The following is a 24,097-nucleotide window of genomic DNA, read 5'->3' on the forward strand; positions in this document are numbered from 1 at the left end:
GGAGGGGCGGCGGATCCGCCGCGCCTTCGTGGTGGGCGAGGGATACGAGTGCCTGCTCACCGCCGACTACAGCCAGATCGAGATGCGGATCATGGCGCACCTGTCGTCGGACGAGGCGTTGATCGACGCGTTCAACTCCGGCGCCGACTTCCACGCCGCCACCGCCTCGTCGGTGTTCGGGGTGCCGGTCGCCGAGGTCACCGCCGACCAGCGGCGCAAGATCAAGGCGATGAACTACGGCCTGGCGTACGGGCTGAGCGCGTTCGGCCTCTCCCAGCAGCTCGGGATCAGCACCGAGGAGGCGCGCGGGCTGATGGAGAACTACTTCGCCGGGTTCGGCGGGGTACGCGACTACCTGCACGAGGTGGTGGCCCGGGCCCGGCACGACGGCTACACCTCCACCATCCTGGGCCGCCGGCGCTACCTGCCCGACCTGGTCAGCGACAACCGGCAGCGCCGGGAGATCGCCGAGCGGATGGCGCTCAACGCCCCGATCCAGGGCTCCGCGGCCGACATCATCAAGGTCGCCATGCTGCACGTCGAGACCGCGCTGCGCGAGGCGGGGCTGCGCTCCCGGATGCTGCTGCAGGTGCACGACGAGCTGGTCTTCGAGGTCGCCCCGGGCGAGCGGGCGGCGCTGGAGGCGCTGGTGCGGCGCGAGATGGGCGGGGCGTACCCGCTGTCGGTGCCGCTGGAGGTGTCGGTCGGCGAGGGCCGCGACTGGAACAGCGCCGACCACTGACCCGCCGCGCGTCCGCCGGGCACCCCACCCGGCGGACGCCCTGCCGGTGACCGAGCCGGCCGCGACGGGCGCTGGAAGCGTCGACGCCTCCCGGGCGCCGGCGCGACGGGTGGGTCAGCGGCCCGGTCCGCGGCGCGCCTTCGGTGGCTTGCCGTGCCGCTCCAGGGCCTGCCGGGACCGGCCACCCGGTGCCGGAAGCGACGCCTTGAGCGGGTCGTGCCCCCAGTTCATCAGCGAGTAGCGCCACCGGGTGTCGCGCACGTCGCCGCTCGGCCGCTGCGCCATGTGCCGCCGCACGTACCCGACGACCTTGCGCATGTGCCGGAAGTCGGTCTCGGAGAGTTCGCCGCGCTTGCGGCGCAGCAGGTCGATGATCCGGCGGCCCGACTCGTGGCCCACCGACTCGCCGCCCTTGGTGCCCTTGCGCCAACCGACGTGCTTCGACTCGTCGGTCTCCAGCCAGGACTTCAGCTCACCGGGCTTCATGTTCACCGCCTCGGTGAACTCCTGGTACGTCTGCTGCGGGTCCTCTCTACGGCTCATGGCGAAGCACCTCCGGTCGGTGGGCGACGTCCCGGCCCGAGTCGTCGTTGCGGATCCGGTACTGCGGGTGCTCCGGGGACGCGTTCACGGCGTGCCCGCGCACGTGCGTCCGGTCGATGAGTTTCTCCCTCACCACTCCGTACGCCCGGCCGCTGTGACTGGCCCAGGAGACGTGGTCGCCCTCGCGGAATTCCCTCTTCTCGGCCATACGCCCTGGCTACCCGGCGCCGGTGGCCGGAAACGGGCGGCTACCGGCGCGCGGGCTTCTCGGCGACGAAGATCGCGGTGCCGGGGAAGAGGCGGCCGCGCAGCGGGCTCCACTGCCCCCAGATCCCCTCGTGTCCCTCCGGCCACTCCGGTTCCACCAGGTCGACCAGGCGGAACCCGGCGCCGACCAGCTCGCGGATCCGGTCGCCGAGGGTGCGGTGCTGCTCGACGTAGGTGGCCGTGCCGGTCTCGTCCTTTGCGCCACGTACGGCGAGCGGTCGAAGTACGACGTGCACGGCGGTCAGCCCCGCCCTCGCACGGATCGTCGACGGAAGATCCACCCGCATCGGGTGGGTGACCGAGAACACCAGCGGCCGCCGGGCGCAGCACCCGGAACACCTCGCGCATCACCGCCGCGATGTCGGCCACGAACGGGCGATCGCGCCGAAGGCCGTGCAGCGGTGTCGAAAGCCTGGTCGGGCGAAGGGCAGGGCCAGCGCGTCGGCCTGCACCAGCGGCACCCTTACGCCGGTGCGGGCGGCGGCGAGGCGGCGTGCCGCAACATGCCGGCGGAGAGGTCCAGGGCGACCGGCGGGCGCCCCGGGTGGCCAGCCAGCGGGGCCGCGGCGGCCGCCCCGCAGCCCAGCTCCAGCACCCGCCGGCCGGGACAGCTCGCCGAGCAGCTCGACGTCGGCCTCGCGCACCCCCCTCCGGGCACCAGACGAAGTCGACGTCGCCGAGGAAGGCACCGTGCTCGGCCTGGTAGTCGTCGGCGTCCGTGTCCCACCAGCGGCGGTTGGCCCGGCGGGCCTCGGCGTCGCCGACCCGGCGGCGGGGTCACCCGGCTGTCGTCATCCACCCGCTCACGCTAGGCCCCGGCGGCAGCGCCCCGGCGCCCGGGCTCGTACCACCGACGCCCGCCGAGCACTGACCGCGACCGGGCCGCCGGACGGGTCGCGCGACCCGGCGGCCGGCGGGTGGCCGGAGGGTCGGGTCGGCCGGTCGGGGAGGATGAGGGGCAGGCTCCGGGCGGACGAGCCCCGATCGACCCGGAGGCCGATGGGGCTGCTGTGACGGACGAGACAGTCGTGGTGCTTTCCGGGCGATTTCTCGGCTTTCGCAGGGTCACCAGGCGGCGAGGAGACGGGAGGGCTTGCACGCTGTGGTAATGCGCACGGTAGGCTAGACGATGCGCTCGCGGATCGTGTGCCTCGGCAGGGAGCAGGTGCGCGGTCTCCGAAACCACATCAGGATCTCACTTGGCGATCGTTCGGTGTGCCCGGCGACGGATCCGCTGGCGCGAACAGGTCACCGCGACGCAAGCCTGCGATGACACACCATCCGACCGGAGCAACCGCCCACATGACGAGCAGCATCGAGGCCCCCTCGAGCGCCACCAAGGTCACCGTCGACGACCTCGGCTCCGAGGAAGCTTTCCTCGCCGCGATCGACGAGACCATCAAGTACTTCAACGACGGCGACATTGTCGAAGGCACCGTCGTCAAGGTCGATCGGGACGAGGTCCTGCTCGACATCGGCTACAAGACCGAGGGCGTCATCCCCTCTCGGGAGCTGTCGATCAAGCACGACGTGGACCCGGCCGAGGTGGTTTCGGTCGGCGACCACATCGAGGCCCTTGTCCTCCAGAAGGAGGACAAGGAGGGGCGTCTGATCCTCTCGAAGAAGCGGCGCGCAGTACGAGCGGGCGTGGGGCACCATCGAGAAGATCAAGGACGAGGACGGTGTCGTCCGCGGCTCGGTCATCGAGGTGGTCAAGGGTGGCCTCATCCTCGACATCGGCCTGCGCGGCTTCCTGCCCGCCTCCCTGGTCGAGATGCGGCGCGTGCGCGACCTGCAGCCGTACGTCGGCCGCGAGCTCGAGGCCAAGATCATCGAGCTGGACAAGAACCGCAACAACGTGGTCCTGTCCCGCCGGGCGTGGCTGGAGCAGACGCAGTCCGAGGTGCGCACCGAGTTCCTCAACAAGCTGCAGAAGGGCCAGGTCCGCAAGGGCGTCGTGTCCTCGATCGTCAACTTCGGCGCGTTCGTCGACCTCGGCGGCGTGGACGGTCTGGTGCACGTCTCCGAGCTCTCCTGGAAGCACATCGACCACCCGTCCGAGGTCGTCGAGGTGGGCCAGGAGGTCGAGGTCGAGGTCCTGGACGTCGACCTGGACCGCGAGCGGGTCTCGCTGTCGCTGAAGGCGACCCAGGAGGACCCGTGGCGGCAGTTCGCCCGCACCCACGCGATCCAGCAGATCGTGCCGGGTAAGGTCACCAAGCTGGTGCCGTTCGGCGCCTTCGTCCGGGTGGACGACGGCATCGAGGGCCTGGTCCACATCTCCGAGCTGGCCGAGCGTCACGTGGAGATCCCGGAGCAGGTCGTCCAGGTCGGCTCCGAGGTCATGGTCAAGGTCATCGACATCGACCTGGAGCGCCGCCGGATCTCGCTGTCGCTCAAGCAGGCCAACGAGGGCTTCGTCGAGGGCGAGGAGCACTTCGACCCGACCCTCTACGGCATGGCCGCTACCTACGACGCCGAGGGCAACTACATCTACCCGGAGGGCTTCGACCCGGAGACCGGCGAGTGGCTCGAGGGGTACGAGAAGCAGCGCGAGACCTGGGAGCAGCAGTACGCCGAGGCGCGTCAGCGCTGGGAGGCCCACACCAAGCAGGTGCAGACCTCCCGGGCCGCCGACGCCGAGGCCGCTGCCAACCCGGCCCCCGGCGGTCAGCGGTGGCGGCGCCACCTCGACCACCCCGGCCCCGAGCCGGCAGGCCGAGGAGCCGGCCGGCACCCTGGCCACCGACGAGGCGCTCGCCGCGCTGCGGGAGAAGCTCGCCGGCGGTAAGTGACCCGCTGAACGACGACGGGCCCCGTCCCCGCGATCCGTGAGATCGCCGGGGGCGGGGCCCTCGCCGTTCCCGCCCGGCTCGCCGGTCGCGGGCACGTCGGGTCGGCCTGTCGCTCGACGCCCTGGGTGATCGTGCTCGATCCCGGACGCAGTGGCATCCGGGACACTCCGAAGCCACTGCATCCAGGATGGTGCGCGACCCTGCGGGAGCCCCCAGGAGGCACGCCGCCCGGCCCTGAGCGTCGGCGTGGCCCGGCCCGGCCCCGGGCGGGCAGCTACCCGGACTTGGCGGCCTGATCGTGACCAGGTTGACTGGTGCCGTGCTGAGGGTGGGACTGACCGGAGGAATCGGCTCCGGCAAGAGCGCGGTGTCGGCCCGGCTGGCCGAGCGTGGCGCGGTGGTCATCGACTCCGACCGGATCGCCCGGGAGGTGGTCGCACCGGGCACCGAAGGGCTGGCCGAGATCGTCGCCGCGTTCTCCGAGCGGGTGCTCGGCGCCGACGGAGCGCTGGACCGGGCGGCCCTCGGGGCGGTGGTCTTCGCCGACGAGGCGGCCCGCCGCCGGCTGGAGGCGATCACCCACCCCCGGGTCCGGGCCCGGACCGTCGAACTGGCCGCCGCGGCGGGACCCGACGCGATCGTGGTCAACGACGTACCGCTGCTGGTCGAGGTGGGGCTCGCACCCACGTACCACCTGGTGGTCGTGGTGGAGACGGCGGTGGCGCTGCGGTTGGAGCGACTGGCCCGCGACCGGGGGATGGAGCGGGCGGAGGCGGAGCGGCGGATCGCCGCGCAGGCCGACGACGACCGCCGCCGGGCGGCGGCGGACGTGCTGCTGAGCAACGACGGCAGCCTGGCCGACCTGCACGCGGCGGTCGACGCGCTCTGGTACGACCGGCTGCTGCCGTTCGCGGCCAACCTGCGGGACCGGCGGGTGGTCCGGCCGGCGCGGGTCGAGCTGACCGAGGCCGATCCCACCTGGCCGCGGCAGTACGCCCGGCTGGCCGCCCGGATCCGGCACGCGCTCTCGCCCGCCGAGCCGCGGATCGACCACATCGGGTCCACGGCGGTGCCCGGACTCGCCGCCAAGGACGTGATCGACATCCAGCTCACCGTGCCGACCCTCGCCGACGCGGACGGCGCGTTCGCCGAGCGGCTGGCCGAGGCCGGCTTTCCGCGGCTGCCCGGCGAGTGGTGGGACAATCCGCGCCCGACCGGCAGCGGCCGGTGGCCCAAGCGGCTGCACGGCAGCGCCGATCCGGCCCGCCCGGTCTACCTGCACATCCGCGAGGTGGACTCGCCGGGCTGGCGGTACGCCCTGCTGATGCGTGATCACCTGCGTGCCGACCCCGACCAGCGGGCGGCGTACCTGCAGCTCAAGCGGGACCTGGCCACCGCCGCCCCGGACAGCGCCACCTACAGCACCGCCAAGGACCCCTGGTTCGACGAGGAGCACCTGCGGGCCGAGGCATGGGCCGCGCAGACCGGGTGGCGCCCCTGACGAGGGGCGCCGTCCCGGCCGGAGACCACCGCGCGTGCTTCAGCCGTCGGCCGTGCTCAGCCGTCGGCCGGGCGGGCACGGCCCGGTGCGGGAGCGGTCCACCGGGGCACCGAGCCGGGCGTCAGGTCGAGCTGGGCCCAGGCGCCCGGCCGGGTCCGCAGCTCCAGCCGGCGCAGCAGCCCGGACCGGTCGACCCAGTAGCGCAGCAGTGCCCGCGAGGTGCGCAGCTCGACGACGTCCACGGTCCGGCCGTCCAGGCTGTCGCCCCGGACCCGTACCGCGTCGCCGCGCTGACCGGCCGAGCCGCCGGCCCGCAGCGCCGCGCCGACCAACAGGTCGAGGTCGTCGGCCCGGGCCGGGCCGGCCCGCCAACCGTCACCCGGCCGGGGCAGCGGCGGCCGGCCGGGTGCCTCGGCGGGGCCGGGCACCGCGGTGGCCGGCAGGTCCGCCCGGGTGGTGCCGTCGGGACCGTGGTGCAGCAACGTACGGCGGTTCGGCCGGCCGAGGTCGGCGACCGTCAGGTACGCGGTGCGCCGGGTCCAGCTCAACCAGCCGGCGCCGCGCAGGTTCGTCTCGGTGCCCACCGGCGCGGTCAGGGTGACGGTGGCGCCACCGCGGGCGCGCAGCCGGCCCGGCAGGCGGTCCAGCCGGTCCTGCTCGGCGGCGGTGAGGGCCCGGGGCAGACCGGGCCGCCCGCCCAACGCGTCGACCGGGCGCAGGGTGGGCCGGTTGGTGCGGTTCAGTTGCACCGTCACCGGGCCCACCTCGGTCAGCCGGGTCTCCAGCCGGTGCAACCGGGCGGACCGGTCGAGCCAGTAGCGCGGGTGCTCGGCGGTGGTCAGGCCGCTCGGCGGCGGGGCCTGGAGGATGTCCACCGGCTCGGCTCCGACGGTGTCCCGTCCCAGCCAGCGGGCGGCGTCGGGGGCCGCGCCGGCCGGTTCGGGCCGGTCGGCGGCGAGGCGGAAGAGCAGGTCGAGCAGCCGGGCGAGGCCGTGTCCGGCGGGCAGGTCGTGCAGCCGCCAGCGGTCCGCCGGGGGCACCAGCGGCGGCGGGGCGGGCGTCGGCACGGCGGTGGGGTCGGGCCGCAGCAGCACCACCGTCGGCGTGGCCTGGAGCAGGCCCCGCTCCGCGCCGGCGCCCGGCCCGCCCACGTCCAGGTAGACCAGCGGCCGGGACCAGTCCACCCAGCCGATCAGTTCGGTGCGGGCCGCGCCGTCGCCGGTGGTCACGTGCAGGCCGGACCGCAGGTCCCGGTAGTTGGTGACCCGCATGGCGGCGAGCCGCTCGTGTTCCGTCGCGGTCAGCGTCCGGGGCTGTTCCGGCGGGTCGGGCGCCCAGCTCAGCAGCCCGGCGACCAGTGCGGCGGCGGAGACCGTGGCGACCACGGCGAGCGCCAGGAGGGTGGTCCGGCGGCGCCGGGCGAGCCCTCGGCGCAGGCCGCCCGGGCCGCGCCGGACCAGGTCCGGCCCGCCGTCCAGCACCCGGCGGATCGCCTCCTGGTCCCGGGTCAGGATCCGGCGGGCGGCGCCCGGCGTCACGGCCGCGGTGGGTTCGACCGAATGGCGGCGGCGGGCCCTGCGTCCGGTCACGGCCGTGGCGGGCTCGGTGGGGGCGGGGTCGTGCGGTTGGGTCGCGTCCGAGGTCACGGCCCCGGTGGCGGTGGTTGCCGAATGGCGGCGGCGGGCCACGGCACGGCGCAGGAGCCCGGTCCACCGGCTGGCCGGTGCGGCGTTCGCGGGGCGTTGACCGGGAGGCGGATGCTGGTGGCTGTCGTCGGGCCTGCCGTCGGCGTCGCGGCTGCGCGCCGGTCGTGAGGTCTCCACAGGTAGTTGAACGGGTCGGAGCGGGCCGGGGTGACGAGCATGGCGGGGCCGACATCCGGGTTCGGGCTGTGCCGCCGATCAGGGGCCGGGAGGTGGGGCAGGGGCGCTCGCGGCGGCCGGTCTGCGCGTCACGCGCGACCACACGGGTGCGCACGCCGGACGGACCGGGTGCTGCGACCCCGGTGCCGGGGGCGGGCCCGGCCGTTGACGGCCTGGCCACCGGCCCGGTCGGCCGCCGCGAGCGGCCTACACGGAGAGCGTAGCCGGGTGAGATGGGCCACACAATGGGAATATCGAAGCCGATCAGGGACCGACCGTAGTCGCCGCGGAGTGTCGGACCCCCGGCGTACCGTTGGGGTCATGGCGCTCGACATTCCCCGTCTCGACGGCCGGTTCCAGGTCGTCAGCGAGTTCCAGCCCGCCGGCGACCAGCCGGCCGCGATCGACGATCTGGAGCGTCGGGTCCGCGGCGGCGACCGCGCCACGGTGCTGCTCGGCGCGACCGGCACCGGCAAGAGCGCCACCACCGCGTGGCTGATCGAGCGGTTGCAGCGGCCGACGCTGGTGCTCGCGCCGAACAAGACGCTCTGCGCGCAGCTGGCCAAGGAGTTCAGCGAGCTGCTGCCGCACAACGCGGTCGAATACTTCGTCTCGTACTACGACTACTACCAGCCCGAGGCGTACATCCCGCAGACCGACACCTACATCGAGAAGGACTCCTCGATCAACGAGGAGGTCGAGCGGCTGCGGCACTCGGCGACCATGTCGCTGCTCACCCGGCGCGACGTGATCGTGGTGGCCACCGTCTCGGCGATCTACGGCCTGGGCACCCCGGAGGAGTACCTCGACCGGGCCGTGCGGGTCGCCGTCGGCCAGGAGCTCGACCGCGACCAGCTGCTGCGCCGCCTGGTCGACATCCAGTACACCCGCAACGACATGGCCTTCAACCGCGGCACCTTCCGGGTCCGCGGCGACACCCTGGAGATCATCCCGGCGTACGAGGAGCTCGCCGTCCGGATCGAGCTGTTCGGCGACGAGGTGGAGAAGCTCTACTACCTCAACCCGCTCACCGGCGACGTGGTCCGCGAGGTCGATCACCTGCTGATCTTCCCCGCCACGCACTACGCGGCCGGGCCGGAGCGGATGGAGCGGGCGATCCGCGACATCGAGACCGAGCTGGGTGAACGGCTGGCCGAGCTGGAGCGGCAGGGCAAGCTGCTGGAGGCGCAGCGGCTGCGGATGCGCACCACGTACGACATCGAGATGATGCGGCAGGTCGGCTTCTGCTCCGGCATCGAGAACTACTCGATGCACATCGACGGCCGGCTGCCCGGCAGCCCGCCGCACTGCCTGCTCGACTACTTCCCCGACGACTTCCTCACAGTGGTCGACGAGTCGCACGTGACCATCCCGCAGATCGGCGGCATGTACGAGGGCGACGCGTCCCGCAAGCGGATGCTCATCGACCACGGCTTCCGGCTGCCCAGCGCGGCCGACAACCGCCCGCTGCGCTTCGACGAGTTCCTGGAGCGGGTCGGCCAGATGGTCTTCCTCTCCGCCACCCCGGGCCCGTGGGAGCTGGAGCAGTCCCAGGGCGAGTTCGTGGAGCAGGTGATCCGCCCGACCGGCCTGATCGACCCGGAGGTCATCGTCAAGCCGACCAAGGGGCAGATCGACGACCTCATGCACGAGATCAAGCTGCGTACCGAGCGGGACGAGCGGGTGCTGGTCACCACGCTCACCAAGAAGATGGCCGAGGATCTCTCCGACTACCTGCTCGAGAACGGCATCCGGGTGCGCTACCTGCACTCCGAGGTGGACACCCTGCGCCGGGTCGAGCTGCTGCGCGAGTTGCGCAAGGGCGACTACGACGTGCTGGTCGGCATCAACCTGCTCCGGGAGGGCCTCGACCTGCCCGAGGTGTCGCTGGTGGCGATCCTGGACGCCGACAAGGAGGGCTTCCTGCGCAGCGGCCGGTCGCTGATCCAGACCATCGGCCGGGCGGCCCGGAACGTCTCCGGCCAGGTGCACATGTACGCCGACAAGATCACCCCGTCGATGGCGGACGCGATCGAGGAGACCAACCGCCGGCGGGCCAAGCAGATCGCGCACAACGAGGCGCACGGGATCAGCCCGGAGCCGCTGCGCAAGAAGATCCACGACATCCTCGACGACATCTACCGCGAGGCGGAGGACACCGAGCAGAACACCCGCGTCGGCGGCGCGGTGCGGCAGCTCTCCCGGGGCAAGGCCCCGGTCAAGGAAACCCGCAGCCGGGGCCGGGCCGGCGCCACCGCGCCCGCTCGCGAGGGCATGGCCCGGGCCGAGCTGGCCCAGCTCATCCAGGAGTTGAACGACCAGATGCTGGCCGCCGCCCGGGAGCTGCAGTTCGAACTGGCCGCCCGGATCCGTGACGAGGTGGCCGACCTGAAGAAGGAACTGCGGGGGATGGACGCCGCCGGCGTGAAGTGACACCGGCGGTCGACGGGACGGACGGTCGGTCGGGGATGAGCGCGGTCGAGGCAGCGGTCGACGAGGTCGTCCTCGGGGCGCCCGCCACCCGGCTGCGGCCCTTCGTCGACCGCTACATCGGCTATCGGGAGCGGGCGGCGCTGCCGCTGGTCCGCCGCGAGGTGGCCGGGGCCTTCGTGGTGGTGATCCTCGGCTGGGGCGCCCCCCTCGACGTGGTCGACCCGCGGGACGCCGCCCGGGGCGCACACCGGGTGGACTCCTTCGTCGCCGGCATGTTCGACGGCCCCTGCACCACCCGCCTGGTCGGCGTCGGCGAGGGGGTGCAGCTGCTGCTGGCCCCGCTGGCCGCCCGCCGGATCCTCGGCCTGCCGCTGGTCGAGCTGACCAACCGGGCGGTGGGGGTGGCGGCGCTGCCGGGCGGCTGGCTCGACCGGCTCCGGGTCCGGCTGGCCACCGCCGCCGACTGGTCGGCCCGGTTCGCGCTGCTCGACGCCGCGTTGACGGCCCGGCTGGCGGACACCGAGCCGGTCGACGCGCGGCTGGCGTGGGCGTGGCGGCGGCTCGCCGAAACCGGGGGCCAGGTCGCCGTCGGCGCCCTCGCCGGCGAGCTGGGTTGGAGCCGCCGGCATCTGGCCGCCCGGTTCCGCGACGAGGTCGGGCTGACGCCGAAGACCACCGCCCGGTTGCTCCGCTTCCAGCGGGCGTACGCGACCCTGACGGCCGGGCCGGCCCTCGCCGTCGACCCGGCGCCGCCCACCGCGGGCGGCGGAAGCGGCGCGACCGGCCGGCGCGGCTCAGGCGACCCGGGCGGCGCGACCGGCCAGAGCGGCCCAGGGGGTCCGGCCGGACAGCGCGGCCCGGCGGGTCCGGGCGGGTCCGGCGGCCCGCTGGCGGGCGGTTGGGCTCAGATCGCCGCCCGGTGCGGCTACTACGACCAGTCCCACCTGATCCGCGACTTCCGGGAGTTCGCCGGCGAAACCCCGACCGCGCTCGGGTCACATTCGTCCAATCCGGGGTGACCGGGCCGGCGGCAGACTCGGGGCATGCGAACCATCTATCCGATCTTCCGCTACCCGGACGCCCGAGCGGCCATCGACTGGCTCTGCACCGCCTTCGGCTTCACCGTGCACGCCCGGCACGACGCGCCCGACGGTTCGGTGGCGCACGCCGAACTCAGCCTGGACACCGGCATGATCATGGTGGGCGAGCTGCCCCACCCGCGACCCCGGCCGGGCGACGAGGACTGGACGGTCTACGTGGCGGTCGACGACGTCGACGCACACTGCGCCCAGGCCCGGTCGGCCGGCGCCGAGATCGTCCGGGAGCCGTTCGACACCGACTACGGCTCCCGCGACTACGCCGCCCGTGACCTGGCCGGCAACGTCTGGTCCTTCGGCACGTACCGGCCCTGACCCGGTGGCGGCCGGCCGCCACACGATGTGCGGCGTGGCGGGCCGCGAGATCGGTTACGCGCGAGCGACGATTGCGGTGAGCGAGCGTGGTATTGCGCTGGGTGATCGTCCTGCGTACTCTCCCTCGGTGGGGAGGCGGGGATGCCGTTGCCAACGAGTCCGGTCATTCGACGTGCGCGGCTCGGAGCCGAGTTGCGCCAACTGCGCCGGCGGGAGGCGCTCACTCTGGAACAGGTCTGCGACCGGCTGGGCTGGGCCTCGACCTCCAAGCTGTCCCGCATCGAGCTGGGGCAGAGCCGGCCGGACCTCGCCGACGTGCTCGACCTGCTGGACGTCTACCAGGTGCCGGCGCCGCAGCGGGACGCGCTGATCGTCATCGCCCGGGACGCGGCCACCAGCCGGGGCTGGTGGAAGGCGCTCGGCGAGATGAGCGAGCGGCAGCGCACGTACGCGGAGCTGGAGGCGGGCGCAGCGAGCATCGTGGACTACCAACCCGCGGTGGTGCCCGGGCTGTTGCAGACCCCGGCGTACGCGCGGTTGCGCATCGCCGCCGGCCGGTTGCTGGACAGCGGCCTGGACGTCGAGGCCGATGTACGGGCCCGGGTCGCCCGGCACGACGTGCTCCGCCGGCCCGAACCACCCCGGTACACAGCGCTGCTCGCCGAGGCCGCCTGTGACCCCGCCGACGCCCCGCCGGAGGTGTGGCGGGAGCAGCTGCGGCACCTGGTGGACCTGGCCGAGCTGCCGAACGTGACGGTCCGGTTGCTGCCCCGGGGGGTCGCCGCGCGGGGCGTGCAGCCGCTCACCCCGTACTCGTGCTACTCGTTCCCGGACCCGGCCGATCCGCGCACCGTGATGCTGGAGGCGCTGACCACCGACGTGCGCCTGGTGACGCCGCCGGACGTCGACCGGTACGAGCGGATCACCGGGTGGCTGCTCGGCGTGGCCCTGCCGGCGGAGGAGAGCGCCGCGGAGCTGGCCCGCCGCGCCGCCGGCTGAGCGGGCGGTCAGCGGGCAGAGGTCGGGCCGCTGGTCACGCGTGGCGGCGGAAGCCGCCCTCGGAGTCGATCACCTGGCCGGTGATCCATTCGGCATCCGGGGAGCAGAGGAACCGCACCAGCCGGGCGGCGTCCCGCGGGGTGCCCCAGCGCCCGCCGGGGAAGAGCCGCGCCACCGCCTCGTGGACCTCCGGCGGGGCGTAGCCGGTGTCGGTGGGCCCGGGATTGACGCAGTTGACAGTGATGCCGGCGGGCATCAGCAGCGGGGCGAGCTGAACGGTCAGGTTCTCCACCGCCGCCTTGCTGGCCGCGTACGCCAGCTCGCCGGGCATCGGGCCGAGGCGCTGCCCGCTGGAGAAGAGCACCAGCCGGCCGCCCGACCCGGCGCTGAACGCCGCCGCGAACGCCTCGGCCAGCAGCAGCGTGGCCCGAACGTTGACCAGCAGGTGCCGGTCGATCTCGGTGGCGTCCAGCGCTCCGAGCGGGGTGTGCGTGGAGTACGCGTGCACCGCCACCACCGCGTCGAGCCGGCCGTGCCGGCGTACCGCCTCGCCGACCAGCGCGGCCGGCACCGCCGGGTCGAGCAGGTCCGCCCGCTGGTAGGCCGCCACGTCACCCAACTCGCCCAGCAGGGCCGGCACGCCGTCGGGGTCGCCACCGTAGGGCTGCGCCTCGTCGAACTCCGGCAGGCCGGTGAGCAGCAGCCGCCAACCGTCCGTGGCGAGTGTGCGGGCGACCGCCGCGCCGATGCCGATCCGCCGGCTCACGCCGGTCACCAGAGCCACCCGCTGCGTCATGGCCGCCAGTCAACCGGCACCGGTGGTCGAAGATCAACCGATATCGCCGCGCGAGTCACCGGGCCCGGCGCCCCCGAGCCCGTCGGGACCGGCGACCCGCGCGTGCAGGCGGACGATAGGACAGGGGTACGACAGCCTCAGGCCGGCACGTCCACGAAGTGCTCGACCAGCGGCGGGTTGGCGAAGTACGGGCCGATCAGCTCCCGCCACCGGGCGAACCGGTCACTGCCCCGGAAGTTCTCGTTGTGCGCCTCGACGGAGTCCCACTCGACCAGCAGCACGAACCGGGACGGCGACTCGACGCCCCGGGTCATCCGCACCGACCGGCAGCCGGGGGTGCCGGCGAGCACCGGGTGCCCCTTGGCGTACGCGGCGGCGAACTCGTCCTCGTGTCCCGGTAGTACGTCGATGAGCGCGACCTCAAGCACCATGCCGGGAAGCCTTTCACGGTGCCGGGGCGGGACAGCGTCGCGGGGGTCCGTTTTCCGGGGTGTCGGGCGCGCCCAGGGCGGGCGCGCGGAAGGTGGAGCGGCATGATCGACCGGCTCGCCGGCACGGCGTTCAGCGTGGCGGGCACCGGCACCACCCGGGCCGGTCTGCTGGGTTTCGCCACTGGCGCGCTCACCGTCCGACTGGGTCGCTGGCCGACCCGCTGGTCGCACCGCCTCTCCCAGAGCACCTAGCCTCCTAGGATGCCTTTCGGGTGTGCGCTCCGACGCCCGGCCGCAGGCCGACGCCCCGTCCGGTGGCTGACGGATCTCACCGGGCGCCGGCGACAAACGACATCAGCCACGGCCGCAGCGGCAGGCGCGCCTCAGACCCCGGGCCGATCGCCGTGGTCGTCGCGGCGCTACGACCGGATCCGCGGCGATTCGTAGGGTTGGCGGGGCCGGGGGTGGGGGAGGACACCGAGCGCCCAGGGTGCGGTCACTGGTCGCAGTGGTGAAGAATGGTGCGTGAGGAGGGGAGTATTCCCCCGCGACGGAGTCGTCAGCACGGTCGAGCGCCGGCCCCCCGGTGGCGCGACCCGGCCCCGTCGGTCACCGCCCCGCTCCCGGGACGGTGACGGAAGAGACCTCCGACAGTCACCAGAGTCAGCGTCACCGGCACGCCGCGCCCCTGTGGGGCGTACGGTGTGCCGGACGTTGCGTGTCTGCCGGAGGAATGAACGTTGGACGTGTCCGGACTGGTGTGGGCGGGAACCCTCGTCGCACTGACCGCGATCCTGCTCGTCGACCTGCTGATCATCGGCCGGCGGCCGCACGAGCCGAGCGTGCGCGAGTCCAGCCTGTGGGTGGGCTTCTACGTCGCCCTGGCCCTGGTCTTCGGCGCCGGGGTGTGGCTCGCCTCCGGCCCGAGCGCGGCCGGCCAGTTCTACACCGGCTGGCTCACCGAGTACAGCCTCTCGGTGGACAACCTCTTCGTCTTCGTGATCATCATGGCCCGCTTCGCGGTGCCCCGGCAGTACCAGCAGAAGGTGCTGCTCATCGGCATCGTCCTGGCGCTGGTCATGCGCGGTGGGTTCATCGCCGCCGGCGCGGCGCTGATCTCCCAGTTCTCCTGGGTCTTCTACATCTTCGGCGCGTTCCTCATCTACACCGCTGTCAACCTGGCCCGCCAGGGTGAGCCGGACGAGGACGAGTTCACCGAGAACGTGCTGATCCGCTGGAGCCGCAAGGCGTTGCCGATCTCCAGGGAGTACGACGAAGCGAAGCTCACCACCCGCGAGAACGGCCGCCGGTTGTTCACCCCGATGCTGATCGTCATGATCGCAATCGGCACCACCGACCTGATCTTCGCGCTCGACTCGATCCCGGCCATCTTCGGCATCACCCAGGAGCCGTACCTGGTCTTCACCGCCAACGTGTTCGCGCTGATGGGGCTGCGGCAGCTCTACTTCCTGCTGGGTGGCCTGCTGGACCGGCTGATCTACCTCAGCTACGGGCTGGCCGTGGTGCTCGGCTTCATCGGCGTCAAGCTCGTGCTGGAGGCGCTGGCCGACAACAACCTGCCGTTCATCAACAACGGCGAGCACGTGGCCTGGGCCCCGCACATCCCGATCTGGCTCTCCCTCACGGTCATCCTCGGCACCCTGCTGGTGGCGACGATCGCCAGCCTGGTGAAGTCGTCCCGGGACCGGCGGCGGGTGTTGGCCGAGGCGCGCCGCTGACCGCGCGTCGCTGAGGCGCGGTCGAGACGTGGCCGAGGGGCGCTCCCACCCGGGAGCGCCCCTCGGGGCGTACGGGGTGGGTCAGACCCGGTGCGCGCCGACCAGGGTGGCGGTGCGGTCCGCCGGCAACTGCTCCTCCAGCACCCGCCGGCGCAGGTAGCAGGCGTGCAGCATGCGGCGGTCGTCACCGGGACGCGGCGTGGCGGTGACGATGCCGATGTGGTGGATCTTGCGGCCGGGGCGGGCGAAGAAGTAGAGGTCGCCGGGGCGTTCCGCGCCGAGCGGGACCGGGGTGGTCGCCTCGGCCTGGTCGTCGGCGTCGCGGGGCAGCACCACGCCGAACCGCCGCCAGGCCAGGTGCACCAGGCCGGAGCAGTCGATGCCGTACGCCGACACCCCGCCCCAGATGTAGACGACGTCGAGCAGCCGGGCGGCGACGGCGAGCACGTCGCCGGCGGTCGGCGGCGTGGTGGGCACCGGGACCGCGTGCGCGGCCGGCAGCCAGAGCGGGCGGGCGTGCCCGGGGGCGTGCACCGGGCGCCACCCGTCGACGGGCGGCCCGGCCGGCGTCAGCCGGGTGCCGAGGATGACGTCGGGGAGGACCACCTCGCCGCCCGGCGTGGCGCGCAGCGCGGTGACCGTGGCGTCGACCACCAGCGGGTCGGCGTCGGCCGGCGTGTCGGCCGGGGCGAGCTGGTCGGCCGGCAGCCAGCCGGGGTAGCCGCGCGGGTCGAGCTTGGCCGCCGGTTGCTGCACCGCGACCACGTGCGCCCAGCCGTCCGGGCGCAGTTCGGTGACCAGCACCCGCTCGCCGAGCAGCAGCTGGCTCAGCACGCAGTCGCCGACCTGCTGGTCGGTGTTCATGCCGGAGATCCAGGCCGGGATGTCGGTGCGCGCGGCGAGGGCGGGCCGGTCGACGGGGCGTACCGCCTCGGGGGAGGTCCACAGGGTCGCGACCGCGACCCGGACCACGGCCTCGCGGCCCGGTTGCAGCTCCACGGTCCACCCCCACCTCGCGCCGCCTGTCACCGCGACCCTATGAAAGATTCCAACGGTCATCAACTACGGGGTTGCACTTTTGCTTCAGTGACGGTGCTGATTCCGAGACCCGGCGCGTCCGGCAGCACCACGGTGGCGCCGTCGTACCGGATCCCGTCGCGCACCGGTGACCAGGCCAGCCACCAGGCGGCGTCCAGGTCGGAGACGGCGGTGGTGCGGTAGGCGGCGACCAGGCTCGCCGCGGCCCCGATGCCGACCTGGCTCTCCATCATGGACCCGACGATCGTGCCGAGGTCGTGCGCGGCGGCCAGGTCGAGCAGGGTCCGGGCCGGGTGCAGGCCGCCGCACTTGGCGAGCTTGACGTTGACCATGTCGGCCGCCCGGCGGCGGATCACCTCGACCAGGTCGCGGACGCCGAAGACCGCCTCGTCGGCGAGGATCGGCACCTGCACCCGGTCGCTGACCCAGGCCAGCCCGTCCAGGTCCCACCGGGGCACCGGCTGCTCGACCAGTTCCACGTCGAGGCCGGCGTCCTCGATGCCGCGGATCACCCGGACCGCCTCGCGGGGCGTCCAGCCCTGGTTGGCGTCCAGCCGGATGCGCACGCCGTTGCCGACGGCGGCCCGTACCGCCCGGACCCGCTCCAGGTCGCCGGCGGCGTCGGTGCCGACCTTCAGCTTGAGCACCCCGAACCCCTCGGCCCTGCGCTGCCGGGCCGCGGCCGCCAGGTCCACGGCGTCGCCGGCGGCGAGCGTGACGTCCGTGGGCACCCGCAGGGTGGTGCCGCCGAGCAGCCGCACCAGCGGTACGCCGAGCCGCCGGGCGGCCAGGTCGTGCAGGGCCACGTCGACGGCGGCCTTGGCGGCCTCGTTGCCGGCCACCGCCCGTTGCACCTCGGCACAGCGGGCCACCAGGTCGTCCGGGTCGCGGCCGGTGAGCATCGGCCCGAGCAGGTCCCGTACGCAGGCCTCGGCGCCGGCTACCGAGGCGCCGGTGACCTGCCAGACCTGCGGCGCCTCGCCGAACCCGGACCGGCCGTCGCCGTCGACCAGCTCGACGACCAGGGTCTCCACGGTGGTGGTGCGGCGCAGCGCGGTGACGAACGGGGTGTGTAAGGGGGCGCTGAGCCGGTGGGTGCGTACCGCGGCGATGGTCATGTGCGGCACCCTATATCCGGACGGGTGGCGACAGGGGAGGCCGGATGGGCGAGGGTCACCGAGCGGATCGTGCGGGTGCGGCGACGGCGCGCGCCGGCGCCGAGCGGAACGGAGCGGCGGCATGAGGGAACGGGACTGGGCACTGGTGGGCGCGCCGAACGCGCGTGACCTCGGTGGCATGGTCGGCGCGGGCGGTCGGCGGGTGCGGCCCGGGGTGCTGATCCGTACCCCGGCGCTGGGCCGGCTCACCGACGATGACCTGCCGGTGCTGGCCAAGCTCGGCCCGGCCTGCGTTATCGACCTGCGGGACCACTCTGAGCAGGCGGTCGCCCCGCCGGACCGGCTGCCCGGTGAGCCGCGGGTGCTGCACCTGCCGGTGCACGACGCGGAGCACCCGGTCTTCACGTACGTCTCGGCGGTGCTGCTCGGCCACGACCTGGCCGCGTACGCGGAACTGGCCCGGCAGGGCACGCCGGCGGCGATGGCGGCCATCTACCGCTGGTTCGTCAGCGGGGCGGTGGCCCGGGCCAGGTTCGCCGAGGCGGTGCGGGCGGCGGCTCGGCCGGAGAACCTGCCGTTGCTCTACCACTGCTCGGCCGGGAAGGACCGCACCGGTTGGCTGACGGTGGTGCTGCTGCACGCGCTCGGCGTGGACGAGGCGGTGATCCGGGCCGAGTACCTGGCGAACAACCCGCTGACCGCGAGTCTGCGGGAGGTGATCCTGGAGGCGATGCGGCAGCGGCAGCCGGCGCTGGACGAGGCGGCGGTGCGGCCGGTGCTGGAGGTGCGCCCCGAGTACCTGGACGCGGCGTACGGGGAGGTGCGCCGGGTGCACGGCTCGTTCGGGGCGTACCTGCGTGACGGGCTCGGGCTGACCGACGAGCTCATCGGGTCGCTGCGGGCGCACCTGCTGGAGTGACCGGCGCCGGGTCCGGGATGCCGCGGGTGGCCCAGCCGGTGACGATCAGGGCCTGCCCGGCGGCGTAGGTCGCCATCACCCAGATCGGCGGACCGGGCAGGGTGGCCACCTCGGCCACGCCGGTGGCGATGAGCAGGTCGGAGCCGAGGAAGAGGGCGCCGCCGAGGCCGACCCGCCAGCCGTGTGCCGCGGCGGTGGCGGCCATGGTGGCCAGGGCGACCGCGTAGCCGGCCACCGGCACGGCCAGCCCGGCGTCGGTGAGTCCGCCCCACATCCAGGCCAGCGCGGCGACGGTCAGCACCGCGTAGGCCACGCCGACGGCGACCAGCGGCGGGCGGCGCAGCGCGACCGCCGCGCCGGCGCGGGTGAAGGCCGCGATGTAGCAGAGGTGCGCGGCGAGGAAGAGCGCCATGCCGGTGAGGAAGGCGGCGGTGCCGTCGCCGAGCAGCGCGACGTCGCCGCCGGTGGAGAAGGCCAGCGCGGCGAGGACCAGCCGGGTCGCCGGCACGCCGCGGTCGGCGGCGGCCCGCCAGAGGTACGCGGCCAGCAGCGGCATCAGCAGCGGCTTGCTGAGCAGTACGCCGAGGTCGCTGCCGGTGGCGTTGGCGAGCAGGTTCGCCGCCGTCGCCACGACGAAGGCGGTGAGGATGGTGCGGCTGCTGGGCATCGGCGCTCCTCCGGGGTGGTGGCCAGCAGCGTAGGCGGTGCGGCGGCCGGAGGCCATCGGCCGGTGCGCGGTCGCCCGGTGGCTGTCCGTGCCGGACGGCGGCTGCGGTCTGCCGCACCGGGTCGTCCGCCGTCGGCGGATCCGCCCGGGCGGCGGACCGGCGGCTATCCGTCGCTGCACAGGTCGTGGCGGGCGGCCCAGACGGCGGCGGAGATGTCGGCGATCAGCTGGCAGGCGTCGTCCTCGGCCTCGTCGCCGGTGGGGCCACCGTCGGCGAGGTCGGTGGTGGTGCAGACGACCACCGCGTACGGGGGCGCGTCGGCGGGGAAGACCACGCCCGCGCCGTGGCGCACCCCGCGGACCCAGCCGTTCTTGTGCGCGATGCGGGTGCCCGGGGGCAGCCCGGCGGCGAGGTCCTCGCGGTGTTCCTGGGCGAAGAGCACGTCGAGCATGGCGGCGCAGCCGGCGGGGGAGGCCAGCGGGCCGGGCCGGGTGGCGCCGGTGGCCAGCGCGGCGAGCAGCGCGGCCAGGTCGGCGGCGGTGACCAGGTTGGTGATGCCGGCGTCGCGGGCGGCGAAGTCCTCGATGCCGCGGCCGGTGACGGCGTGCCGGGCCCCGGCCAGCGTCCAGACCTCGGCGACGGCGGGCAGGCCGACGTGGCCGATGACCAGGTTGGTGGCGAGGTTGCTGGAGCGCACGATCATCCGGTGGGCGAGCCAGCGCAGGGTGGCGGTGCCGCCGACCCGCTCCCAGACGGCGTCGTCGTTGTCGTAGTGGCGGGCGCAGGCGAAGCGGGGGGCGCCCGGCAGCGCCGAGTCGAACGAGTTGCGCACCGGGACCGGGGCGTCCAGGTCGAGGGTGCCGGCCTCGGCGGCCCGGTGCAGGGCGGCGAGCACGCCGACCTTCATGGTGCTGGCCGCGTAGTGGGTGGCGTCGGGCAGCCGGGTCCAGGTCGGCGTCGCGGCGAGCCGGCCGGCGTACGCCGAGACGGTGCCGGGCACGCGGTCCAGCCGGGCGTCGAGGTCATCCCAGGTCATGCCGGTGACCGTAGCCGATCATCCGGGCGGTGCCGGCGGCGGACGGCCCGTCACCGCGGTGGAGGCGGCCGGGCGGTCGCCGGGTGGTCGCGCGACCCGCGGTTGCGCCTCAGCGCAGCGCGGCGTCGCCGAGCGGCGTACGTCGGTAGCGGATCTCGTGCCGGTGTCGTTCCCCGGTGACGAACCCGGCGTCGCGTAGCACCGACAGGTGCTCCGAGACCGTGCCGGCGGCCAGCGCGTGGCGGTGGGCCAGCGTCGTCGTGCTGGCCGGCTCGTCGAGGCTGACCAGCAGCGCCGCCCGGGTCCGCCCGATCAGCCGACCCAGCGCCGCGTGCCGGCCGGTGGGCTGGGGCTGCCAGAGCGTGCCGAGCCCACGCGCCGGATAGATCACCGTGGGCTGCCACGGCGGGTCCACGATGACGACGACCTGATCCCACTTGAAGGCGCTGGGCACCAGCACGAGCCCCTCGCCGCGCAGCTCGCGGTGCTCGTCGTCGCCGTACTCGCGGGTCAGCAAGCCGTTGTGCCAGCGCAGTCGGGGATGCAGCTCGGCGAAGAGCCGGTCCAGGCCGCCCTCGGCGAGGCGTCGGGTCTGGAAGCCGACGTCGGCGTCGAGCAGCCCGCGTACGGTCGGCCAGCTCGGTTCGACCAGCACCTCCCAGGCCCGCCGGACGAGGGAGACCAGTCTCCGGAGCACCACGGCCGGGTCGCCCAGCAGCAGCCGGCCGGTCGCCGACTCGGCCGCCCCGGGGGTGTCCGCCAGTGATCGTCGTACCTCGGCGCGTACCCGGGCGTGGTCGGTGGCGGCCACGGCGGCGAGTTCGTCGGCGAACCGGGCGTGCGGGCTGATCGGTGGCGGCGAGAGGAAGTCGGGGGTGTAGCCGCGCCGCGGCTGGAGCAGGGTGATCGGTCGCAGGTCGAGTTCGTCCGTGTCGACGGTGCCGAGCCACCGGCGGTGCGGGCCGGCGCCCTCGCGGGGGGAGAGCAGGCGCACCGCGGACAGCGTTTCGAGGATGGGTGAGATGGCGAAGCGGCAGCGCAGCAGATCGGCTGGGCTGAACCGCAGGGTCACCGCCATCCGCCCCACCCTCCACCGGAAGATTCGGCGGTCGCCGAATCACTGGCGGCGACGGTACCAGCGCTCGCAGAGTGCCTTCCGCCTGGACCGACGAGCACGAGGAGAACGACGATGAACCCGAGCGCCGACTGGGAGCAGCGCAGCGCGGAGCTGTGGGCGGCCTTCAACGCGGCACCGGACGACTGGGACGCGAAGGAGTTCCGCGGGCGGGTCGGGGCCCTCGCCGACGAGTTGGGCCCGGATCATCCGGTGGCCGCGTTCGAGCGGGCCTGCGCCTGGGACTCGACCGGTCACTCGGACAAGGCGGTCCCGCTCTACCGTGCGGCGCTGGAGCGGGGCATCGACGGCATCCGCCGGCGCCGCTCGGTGATCCAGATGGCCAGCTCGCTGCGGAACGTCGGGCAGGCCGAGGAGAGCGTCCGGCTGCTGACCGAGGAGCGCGAGCGCGGCTCCGACGAGCTCGACGACGCGGTCAGCGCGACGCTCGCGCTGGCGTTGACCAGCGTCGGCCGGGAGCGGGAGGCGGTGTCGATCGCGGTCGGGGCGCTCGCCCGGCACCTGCCGCGCTACCAGCGGTCGATGGCCAACTACGCCCGGCTCCTGGTCGAGCCCAGCTGACCGGCCACCGGCTCGGTCCCGCGCCCCGGGCCGGCCGGCCCGGCCGTGGTACTGCCGTCCCGCCGGGGCCGGTCGAGGGGCGCCGACGAGGCCGGGGCCGGTCCGCGAGTGGCGGACCGGCCCCGGCCGGGCGGTGCGGCGGCTGGTCAGCCGGCGTGCTTGCGGCGGGCGGCGGCCCGGGCGCGGGCGGTCTGGTCGAGCACCACCTTGCGGATGCGGACCGCGGCCGGGGTCACCTCGACGCACTCGTCCTCGCGGCAGAACTCGAGGGCCTGCTCCAGCGACAGCTTGCGCGGCGGGATCAGCTTCTCGGTCTCGTCGGCGGTCGACGAGCGCATGTTCGTGAGCTTCTTCTCCTTGGTGATGTTGACGTCCATGTCGTCGGAGCGGGAGTTCTCTCCGACGATCATGCCCTCGTACACCTCGGTGCCCGGCTCGACGAAGAGCTGGCCGCGTTCCTGCAGGTTGGTCATCGCGAAGGCGGTGACCGCGCCGGATCGGTCGGCTACCAGCGAGCCGTTGTTGCGGGTCCGCAGCTCGCCGAACCACGGCTCGTAGGACTCGAAGACGTGGTGCAGGATGCCGGTGCCGCGGGTCTCGGTGAGGAACTCGGTGCGGAAGCCGATCAGCCCGCGGGCGGGCACCAGCCACTCCATCCGGATCCAGCCGGTGCCGTGGTTGACCAGCTGCTCCATCCGGCCCTTGCGGCTGGCCAGCAGCTGCGTGATCGCGCCCAGGTACTCCTCGGGGGCGTCGATGGTCAGCCGCTCGACCGGCTCGCAGGTCTTGCCGTCGATCTCCTTGGTAACCACCTGCGGCTTGCCGACGGTCAGCTCGTAGGACTCCCGGCGCATCTGCTCGACCAGGATGGCCAGCGCCAGCTCGCCGCGGCCCTGCACCTCCCAGGCGTCCGGACGCTCGGTGGGCAGCACCCGCAGCGACACGTTGCCGACGAGCTCCTTGTCGAGGCGGTCCTTGACCATCCGGGCGGTGACCTTGGCGCCCTTGACCCGGCCCACCAGCGGCGAGGTGTTGGTGCCGATGGTCATCGAGATGGCCGGCTCGTCGACGGTGATCAGCGGCAGCGGCTGCGGGTTCTCCGCGTCCGCGAGGGTCTCGCCGATCATGATCTCGGGGATGCCGGCGACGGCGATGATGTCGCCCGGGCCGGCCGAGTCGGCGGGCTTGCGCTCCAGGCCCTCGGTCATCAGCAGTTCGGAGATGCGCACCCGCTGGGTGCTGCCGTCGGTGCGGCACCAGGCCACGGTCTGGCCCTTGCTGATGGTGCCCTGGCGCACCCGGCACAGCGCGAGCCGGCCGAGGAACGGGGAGGCGTCGAGGTTGGTGACGTGCGCCTGCAGCGGCGCGTCCTGCTCGTACGCGGGCGGCGGGATGGTGTCCAGCAGGGTGCGGAACAGCGGTTCGAGGTTGTGGCTGTCGTCGGGCACCGCGCCGTCGGCGGGCTGGGTCAGCGAGGCGATGCCGTCGCGGGCGCAGGCGTAGACGATCGGGAAGTCGATCTGCTCCTCGTCGGCGTCCAGGTCGAGGAAGAGCTCGTAGGTGTCGTCCACGACCTCCTTGATCCGGGCGTCCGGGCGGTCCACCTTGTTGATCACCAGGATGATCGGCAGGCGGGCCTTGAGCGCCTTGCGCAGCACGAACCGGGTCTGCGGCAGCGGGCCCTCGCTGGCGTCGACCAGCAGCACCACGCCGTCGACCATGGTCAGGCCGCGCTCCACCTCGCCGCCGAAGTCGGCGTGGCCGGGGGTGTCGATGATGTTGATGGTGACCGGGTCCGAGCCGTCGGCCGGCAGGTAGCGCACGCCGGTGTTCTTGGCCAGGATGGTGATGCCCTTTTCCCGTTCCAGGTCCATGGAGTCCATCACCCGGTCGGCCATCTCGGCCCGGGCGCTGAACGCGCCGGCCTGCCGCAACATGGCGTCGACCAGGGTCGTCTTGCCGTGGTCGACGTGGGCGATGATGGCGACGTTGCGGAGGTCGGTGCGAAGCTGCATACCCTCCATACTCTCCTGTCTGCGGTTGCCGGGGTCGGGTCGGGGTCATCCCCCAGATGGCCCCCGGTCTGGGGCGAAACTCCTGTC

General features: G+C 73.8%; 21 protein-coding genes and 2 pseudogenes. 11 read left to right on the forward strand and 12 right to left on the reverse strand.

All coding sequences use genetic code 11. From position 1 onward, the window contains the following. Nucleotides 1–742, forward strand: a 742-nt coding sequence (locus FHX32_RS00005) for a DNA polymerase (protein ID WP_486480848.1), incomplete at its 5' end; no start/stop codon positions are given. A gap of 114 nt (nt 743–856) precedes the next feature. Here FHX32_RS00005 and FHX32_RS00010 read toward each other — a convergent pair. From FHX32_RS00010 to FHX32_RS00020, 3 genes and pseudogenes are all read right to left on the reverse strand, one after another. After that, on the reverse strand, nt 857–1,285 hold the full coding sequence (locus FHX32_RS00010; RefSeq protein WP_167178327.1) for a DUF3140 domain-containing protein: 429 nt from the start codon (nt 1,283–1,285) through the stop codon (nt 857–859). Then, the gene (locus tag FHX32_RS00015) at nt 1,275–1,493 is read right to left on the reverse strand and encodes a hypervirulence associated TUDOR domain-containing protein (RefSeq protein ID WP_167178329.1); all 219 of its coding nucleotides are present in this window, start codon (nt 1,491–1,493) and stop codon (nt 1,275–1,277) included. Before FHX32_RS00015 ends, FHX32_RS00010 begins: the two co-directional genes overlap by 11 nt. Before the next feature lie 40 nt (nt 1,494–1,533). Then, a pseudogene (locus FHX32_RS00020) lies at nt 1,534–2,326 on the reverse strand (class I SAM-dependent methyltransferase); the annotation flags it as partial. Nucleotides 2,327–2,854: 528 nt separating this feature from the next. Here FHX32_RS00020 and rpsA point away from each other — a divergent pair. Together rpsA and coaE are read left to right on the forward strand one after the other, a co-directional pair. After that, nucleotides 2,855–4,347: pseudogene (gene rpsA, locus FHX32_RS00025) on the forward strand (30S ribosomal protein S1). A gap of 319 nt (nt 4,348–4,666) precedes the next feature. After that, nucleotides 4,667–5,848 carry a dephospho-CoA kinase gene (gene coaE, locus FHX32_RS00030; RefSeq protein WP_167178331.1) on the forward strand — a complete coding sequence of 394 codons (1,182 nt, stop codon included), beginning with the start codon at nt 4,667–4,669 and terminating at the stop codon, nt 5,846–5,848. 56 nt (nt 5,849–5,904) lie between these two features. On the opposite strand, the gene FHX32_RS00035 is transcribed toward coaE, so the two are convergent. After that, on the reverse strand, nt 5,905–7,437 hold the full coding sequence (locus FHX32_RS00035) for a hypothetical protein (protein ID WP_167178333.1): 1,533 nt from the start codon (nt 7,435–7,437) through the stop codon (nt 5,905–5,907). Nucleotides 7,438–8,031: 594 nt separating this feature from the next. Between FHX32_RS00035 and uvrB the strand changes: the two genes are divergently transcribed. The 4 genes from uvrB to FHX32_RS00055 all read left to right on the forward strand — a co-directional run bounded on the left by uvrB (nt 8,032) and on the right by FHX32_RS00055 (nt 12,554). Next, nucleotides 8,032–10,143: an excinuclease ABC subunit UvrB gene (gene uvrB / locus FHX32_RS00040; protein ID WP_167178335.1), complete on the forward strand. Its 2,112-nt coding sequence runs from the start codon at nt 8,032–8,034 to the stop codon at nt 10,141–10,143. A gap of 35 nt (nt 10,144–10,178) precedes the next feature. Then, a complete protein-coding gene (locus FHX32_RS34755) occupies nt 10,179–11,162 on the forward strand; it encodes a helix-turn-helix domain-containing protein (RefSeq protein WP_486480849.1) in 984 nt (327 codons plus the stop codon). 24 nt (nt 11,163–11,186) lie between these two features. Continuing rightward, nucleotides 11,187–11,555 carry a VOC family protein gene (locus tag FHX32_RS00050; RefSeq protein WP_167178337.1) on the forward strand — a complete coding sequence of 123 codons (369 nt, stop codon included), beginning with the start codon at nt 11,187–11,189 and terminating at the stop codon, nt 11,553–11,555. A 141-nt stretch (nt 11,556–11,696) separates the two neighbouring features. Next, entirely contained in the window at nt 11,697–12,554 is an 858-nt protein-coding gene (locus FHX32_RS00055) for a Scr1 family TA system antitoxin-like transcriptional regulator (protein ID WP_167178339.1), read from the forward strand. A 34-nt stretch (nt 12,555–12,588) separates the two neighbouring features. Here the strand turns inward: FHX32_RS00055 and FHX32_RS00060 are convergent, their stop codons facing one another. Together FHX32_RS00060 and FHX32_RS00065 are read right to left on the reverse strand one after the other, a co-directional pair. Further along, a complete protein-coding gene (locus FHX32_RS00060) occupies nt 12,589–13,350 on the reverse strand; it encodes an SDR family oxidoreductase (protein ID WP_167178341.1) in 762 nt (253 codons plus the stop codon). 137 nt (nt 13,351–13,487) lie between these two features. Beyond that, a complete protein-coding gene (locus FHX32_RS00065) occupies nt 13,488–13,781 on the reverse strand; it encodes an antibiotic biosynthesis monooxygenase family protein (RefSeq protein ID WP_167178342.1) in 294 nt (97 codons plus the stop codon). 102 nt (nt 13,782–13,883) lie between these two features. Here FHX32_RS00065 and FHX32_RS34335 point away from each other — a divergent pair, with 102 nt between their 5' ends. Together FHX32_RS34335 and FHX32_RS00075 are read left to right on the forward strand one after the other, a co-directional pair. Continuing rightward, nucleotides 13,884–14,033, forward strand: a complete 150-nt coding sequence (locus FHX32_RS34335; protein WP_208417880.1) for a hypothetical protein — start codon at nt 13,884–13,886, stop codon at nt 14,031–14,033. Between the two features lie 488 nt (nt 14,034–14,521). After that, a complete protein-coding gene (locus FHX32_RS00075) occupies nt 14,522–15,520 on the forward strand; it encodes a TerC family protein (RefSeq protein WP_167178344.1) in 999 nt (332 codons plus the stop codon). Between the two features lie 81 nt (nt 15,521–15,601). Here FHX32_RS00075 and FHX32_RS00080 read toward each other — a convergent pair whose 3' ends face one another. Together FHX32_RS00080 and FHX32_RS00085 are read right to left on the reverse strand one after the other, a co-directional pair. Further along, nucleotides 15,602–16,519, reverse strand: coding sequence for an NlpC/P60 family protein (locus FHX32_RS00080; protein WP_167178346.1), 918 nt, complete (start codon nt 16,517–16,519; stop codon nt 15,602–15,604). A 59-nt stretch (nt 16,520–16,578) separates the two neighbouring features. After that, nucleotides 16,579–17,676, reverse strand: a complete 1,098-nt coding sequence (locus FHX32_RS00085) for a dipeptide epimerase (protein ID WP_167178348.1) — start codon at nt 17,674–17,676, stop codon at nt 16,579–16,581. A gap of 121 nt (nt 17,677–17,797) precedes the next feature. On the opposite strand from FHX32_RS00085, the gene FHX32_RS00090 reads away from it, so the two are divergent. Next, nucleotides 17,798–18,595 carry a tyrosine-protein phosphatase gene (locus FHX32_RS00090; RefSeq protein WP_167178350.1) on the forward strand — a complete coding sequence of 266 codons (798 nt, stop codon included), beginning with the start codon at nt 17,798–17,800 and terminating at the stop codon, nt 18,593–18,595. On the opposite strand, the gene FHX32_RS00095 is transcribed toward FHX32_RS00090, so the two are convergent. From FHX32_RS00095 to FHX32_RS00105, 3 genes are all read right to left on the reverse strand, one after another. Next, nucleotides 18,561–19,262, reverse strand: coding sequence for a lysoplasmalogenase (locus FHX32_RS00095; protein WP_167178362.1), 702 nt, complete (start codon nt 19,260–19,262; stop codon nt 18,561–18,563). The genes FHX32_RS00090 and FHX32_RS00095 overlap by 35 nt on opposite strands. Before the next feature lie 164 nt (nt 19,263–19,426). Then, nucleotides 19,427–20,299 carry a serine hydrolase gene (locus FHX32_RS00100; protein WP_167178354.1) on the reverse strand — a complete coding sequence of 291 codons (873 nt, stop codon included), beginning with the start codon at nt 20,297–20,299 and terminating at the stop codon, nt 19,427–19,429. Between the two features lie 109 nt (nt 20,300–20,408). Further along, on the reverse strand, nt 20,409–21,377 hold the full coding sequence (locus FHX32_RS00105; RefSeq protein ID WP_167178356.1) for a winged helix-turn-helix domain-containing protein: 969 nt from the start codon (nt 21,375–21,377) through the stop codon (nt 20,409–20,411). Nucleotides 21,378–21,488: 111 nt separating this feature from the next. Here FHX32_RS00105 and FHX32_RS00110 point away from each other — a divergent pair, with 111 nt between their 5' ends. Then, nucleotides 21,489–21,995, forward strand: coding sequence for a tetratricopeptide repeat protein (locus FHX32_RS00110; RefSeq protein ID WP_167178358.1), 507 nt, complete (start codon nt 21,489–21,491; stop codon nt 21,993–21,995). A 146-nt stretch (nt 21,996–22,141) separates the two neighbouring features. Here the strand turns inward: FHX32_RS00110 and typA are convergent, their stop codons facing one another. Beyond that, nucleotides 22,142–24,010 carry a translational GTPase TypA gene (typA, locus tag FHX32_RS00115; RefSeq protein WP_088992874.1) on the reverse strand — a complete coding sequence of 623 codons (1,869 nt, stop codon included), beginning with the start codon at nt 24,008–24,010 and terminating at the stop codon, nt 22,142–22,144. Nucleotides 24,011–24,097 lie beyond the last annotated feature (87 nt).

The organism is Micromonospora sp. CNZ280 (assembly GCF_011759515.1).

Excerpts from the sequence above, each read along its gene's own strand:
- FHX32_RS00010 (WP_167178327.1), bottom strand. The coding sequence starts at position 1,285 with ATGAGCCGTAGAGAGGACCCGCAGCAGACGTACCAGGAGTTCACCGAG.
- FHX32_RS00015 (WP_167178329.1), bottom strand. The coding sequence starts at position 1,493 with ATGGCCGAGAAGAGGGAATTCCGCGAGGGCGACCACGTCTCCTGGGCC.
- uvrB (WP_167178335.1), top strand. The coding sequence starts at position 8,032 with ATGGCGCTCGACATTCCCCGTCTCGACGGCCGGTTCCAGGTCGTCAGC.
- FHX32_RS34755 (WP_486480849.1), top strand. The coding sequence starts at position 10,179 with ATGAGCGCGGTCGAGGCAGCGGTCGACGAGGTCGTCCTCGGGGCGCCC.
- FHX32_RS00050 (WP_167178337.1), top strand. The coding sequence starts at position 11,187 with ATGCGAACCATCTATCCGATCTTCCGCTACCCGGACGCCCGAGCGGCC.
- FHX32_RS00055 (WP_167178339.1), top strand. The coding sequence starts at position 11,697 with ATGCCGTTGCCAACGAGTCCGGTCATTCGACGTGCGCGGCTCGGAGCC.
- FHX32_RS00060 (WP_167178341.1), bottom strand. The coding sequence starts at position 13,350 with ATGACGCAGCGGGTGGCTCTGGTGACCGGCGTGAGCCGGCGGATCGGC.
- FHX32_RS00065 (WP_167178342.1), bottom strand. The coding sequence starts at position 13,781 with ATGGTGCTTGAGGTCGCGCTCATCGACGTACTACCGGGACACGAGGAC.
- FHX32_RS34335 (WP_208417880.1), top strand. The coding sequence starts at position 13,884 with ATGATCGACCGGCTCGCCGGCACGGCGTTCAGCGTGGCGGGCACCGGC.
- FHX32_RS00085 (WP_167178348.1), bottom strand. The coding sequence starts at position 17,676 with ATGACCATCGCCGCGGTACGCACCCACCGGCTCAGCGCCCCCTTACAC.
- FHX32_RS00090 (WP_167178350.1), top strand. The coding sequence starts at position 17,798 with ATGAGGGAACGGGACTGGGCACTGGTGGGCGCGCCGAACGCGCGTGAC.
- FHX32_RS00095 (WP_167178362.1), bottom strand. The coding sequence starts at position 19,262 with ATGCCCAGCAGCCGCACCATCCTCACCGCCTTCGTCGTGGCGACGGCG.
- FHX32_RS00100 (WP_167178354.1), bottom strand. The coding sequence starts at position 20,299 with ATGACCTGGGATGACCTCGACGCCCGGCTGGACCGCGTGCCCGGCACC.
- FHX32_RS00105 (WP_167178356.1), bottom strand. The coding sequence starts at position 21,377 with ATGGCGGTGACCCTGCGGTTCAGCCCAGCCGATCTGCTGCGCTGCCGC.
- FHX32_RS00110 (WP_167178358.1), top strand. The coding sequence starts at position 21,489 with ATGAACCCGAGCGCCGACTGGGAGCAGCGCAGCGCGGAGCTGTGGGCG.
- typA (WP_088992874.1), bottom strand. The coding sequence starts at position 24,010 with ATGCAGCTTCGCACCGACCTCCGCAACGTCGCCATCATCGCCCACGTC.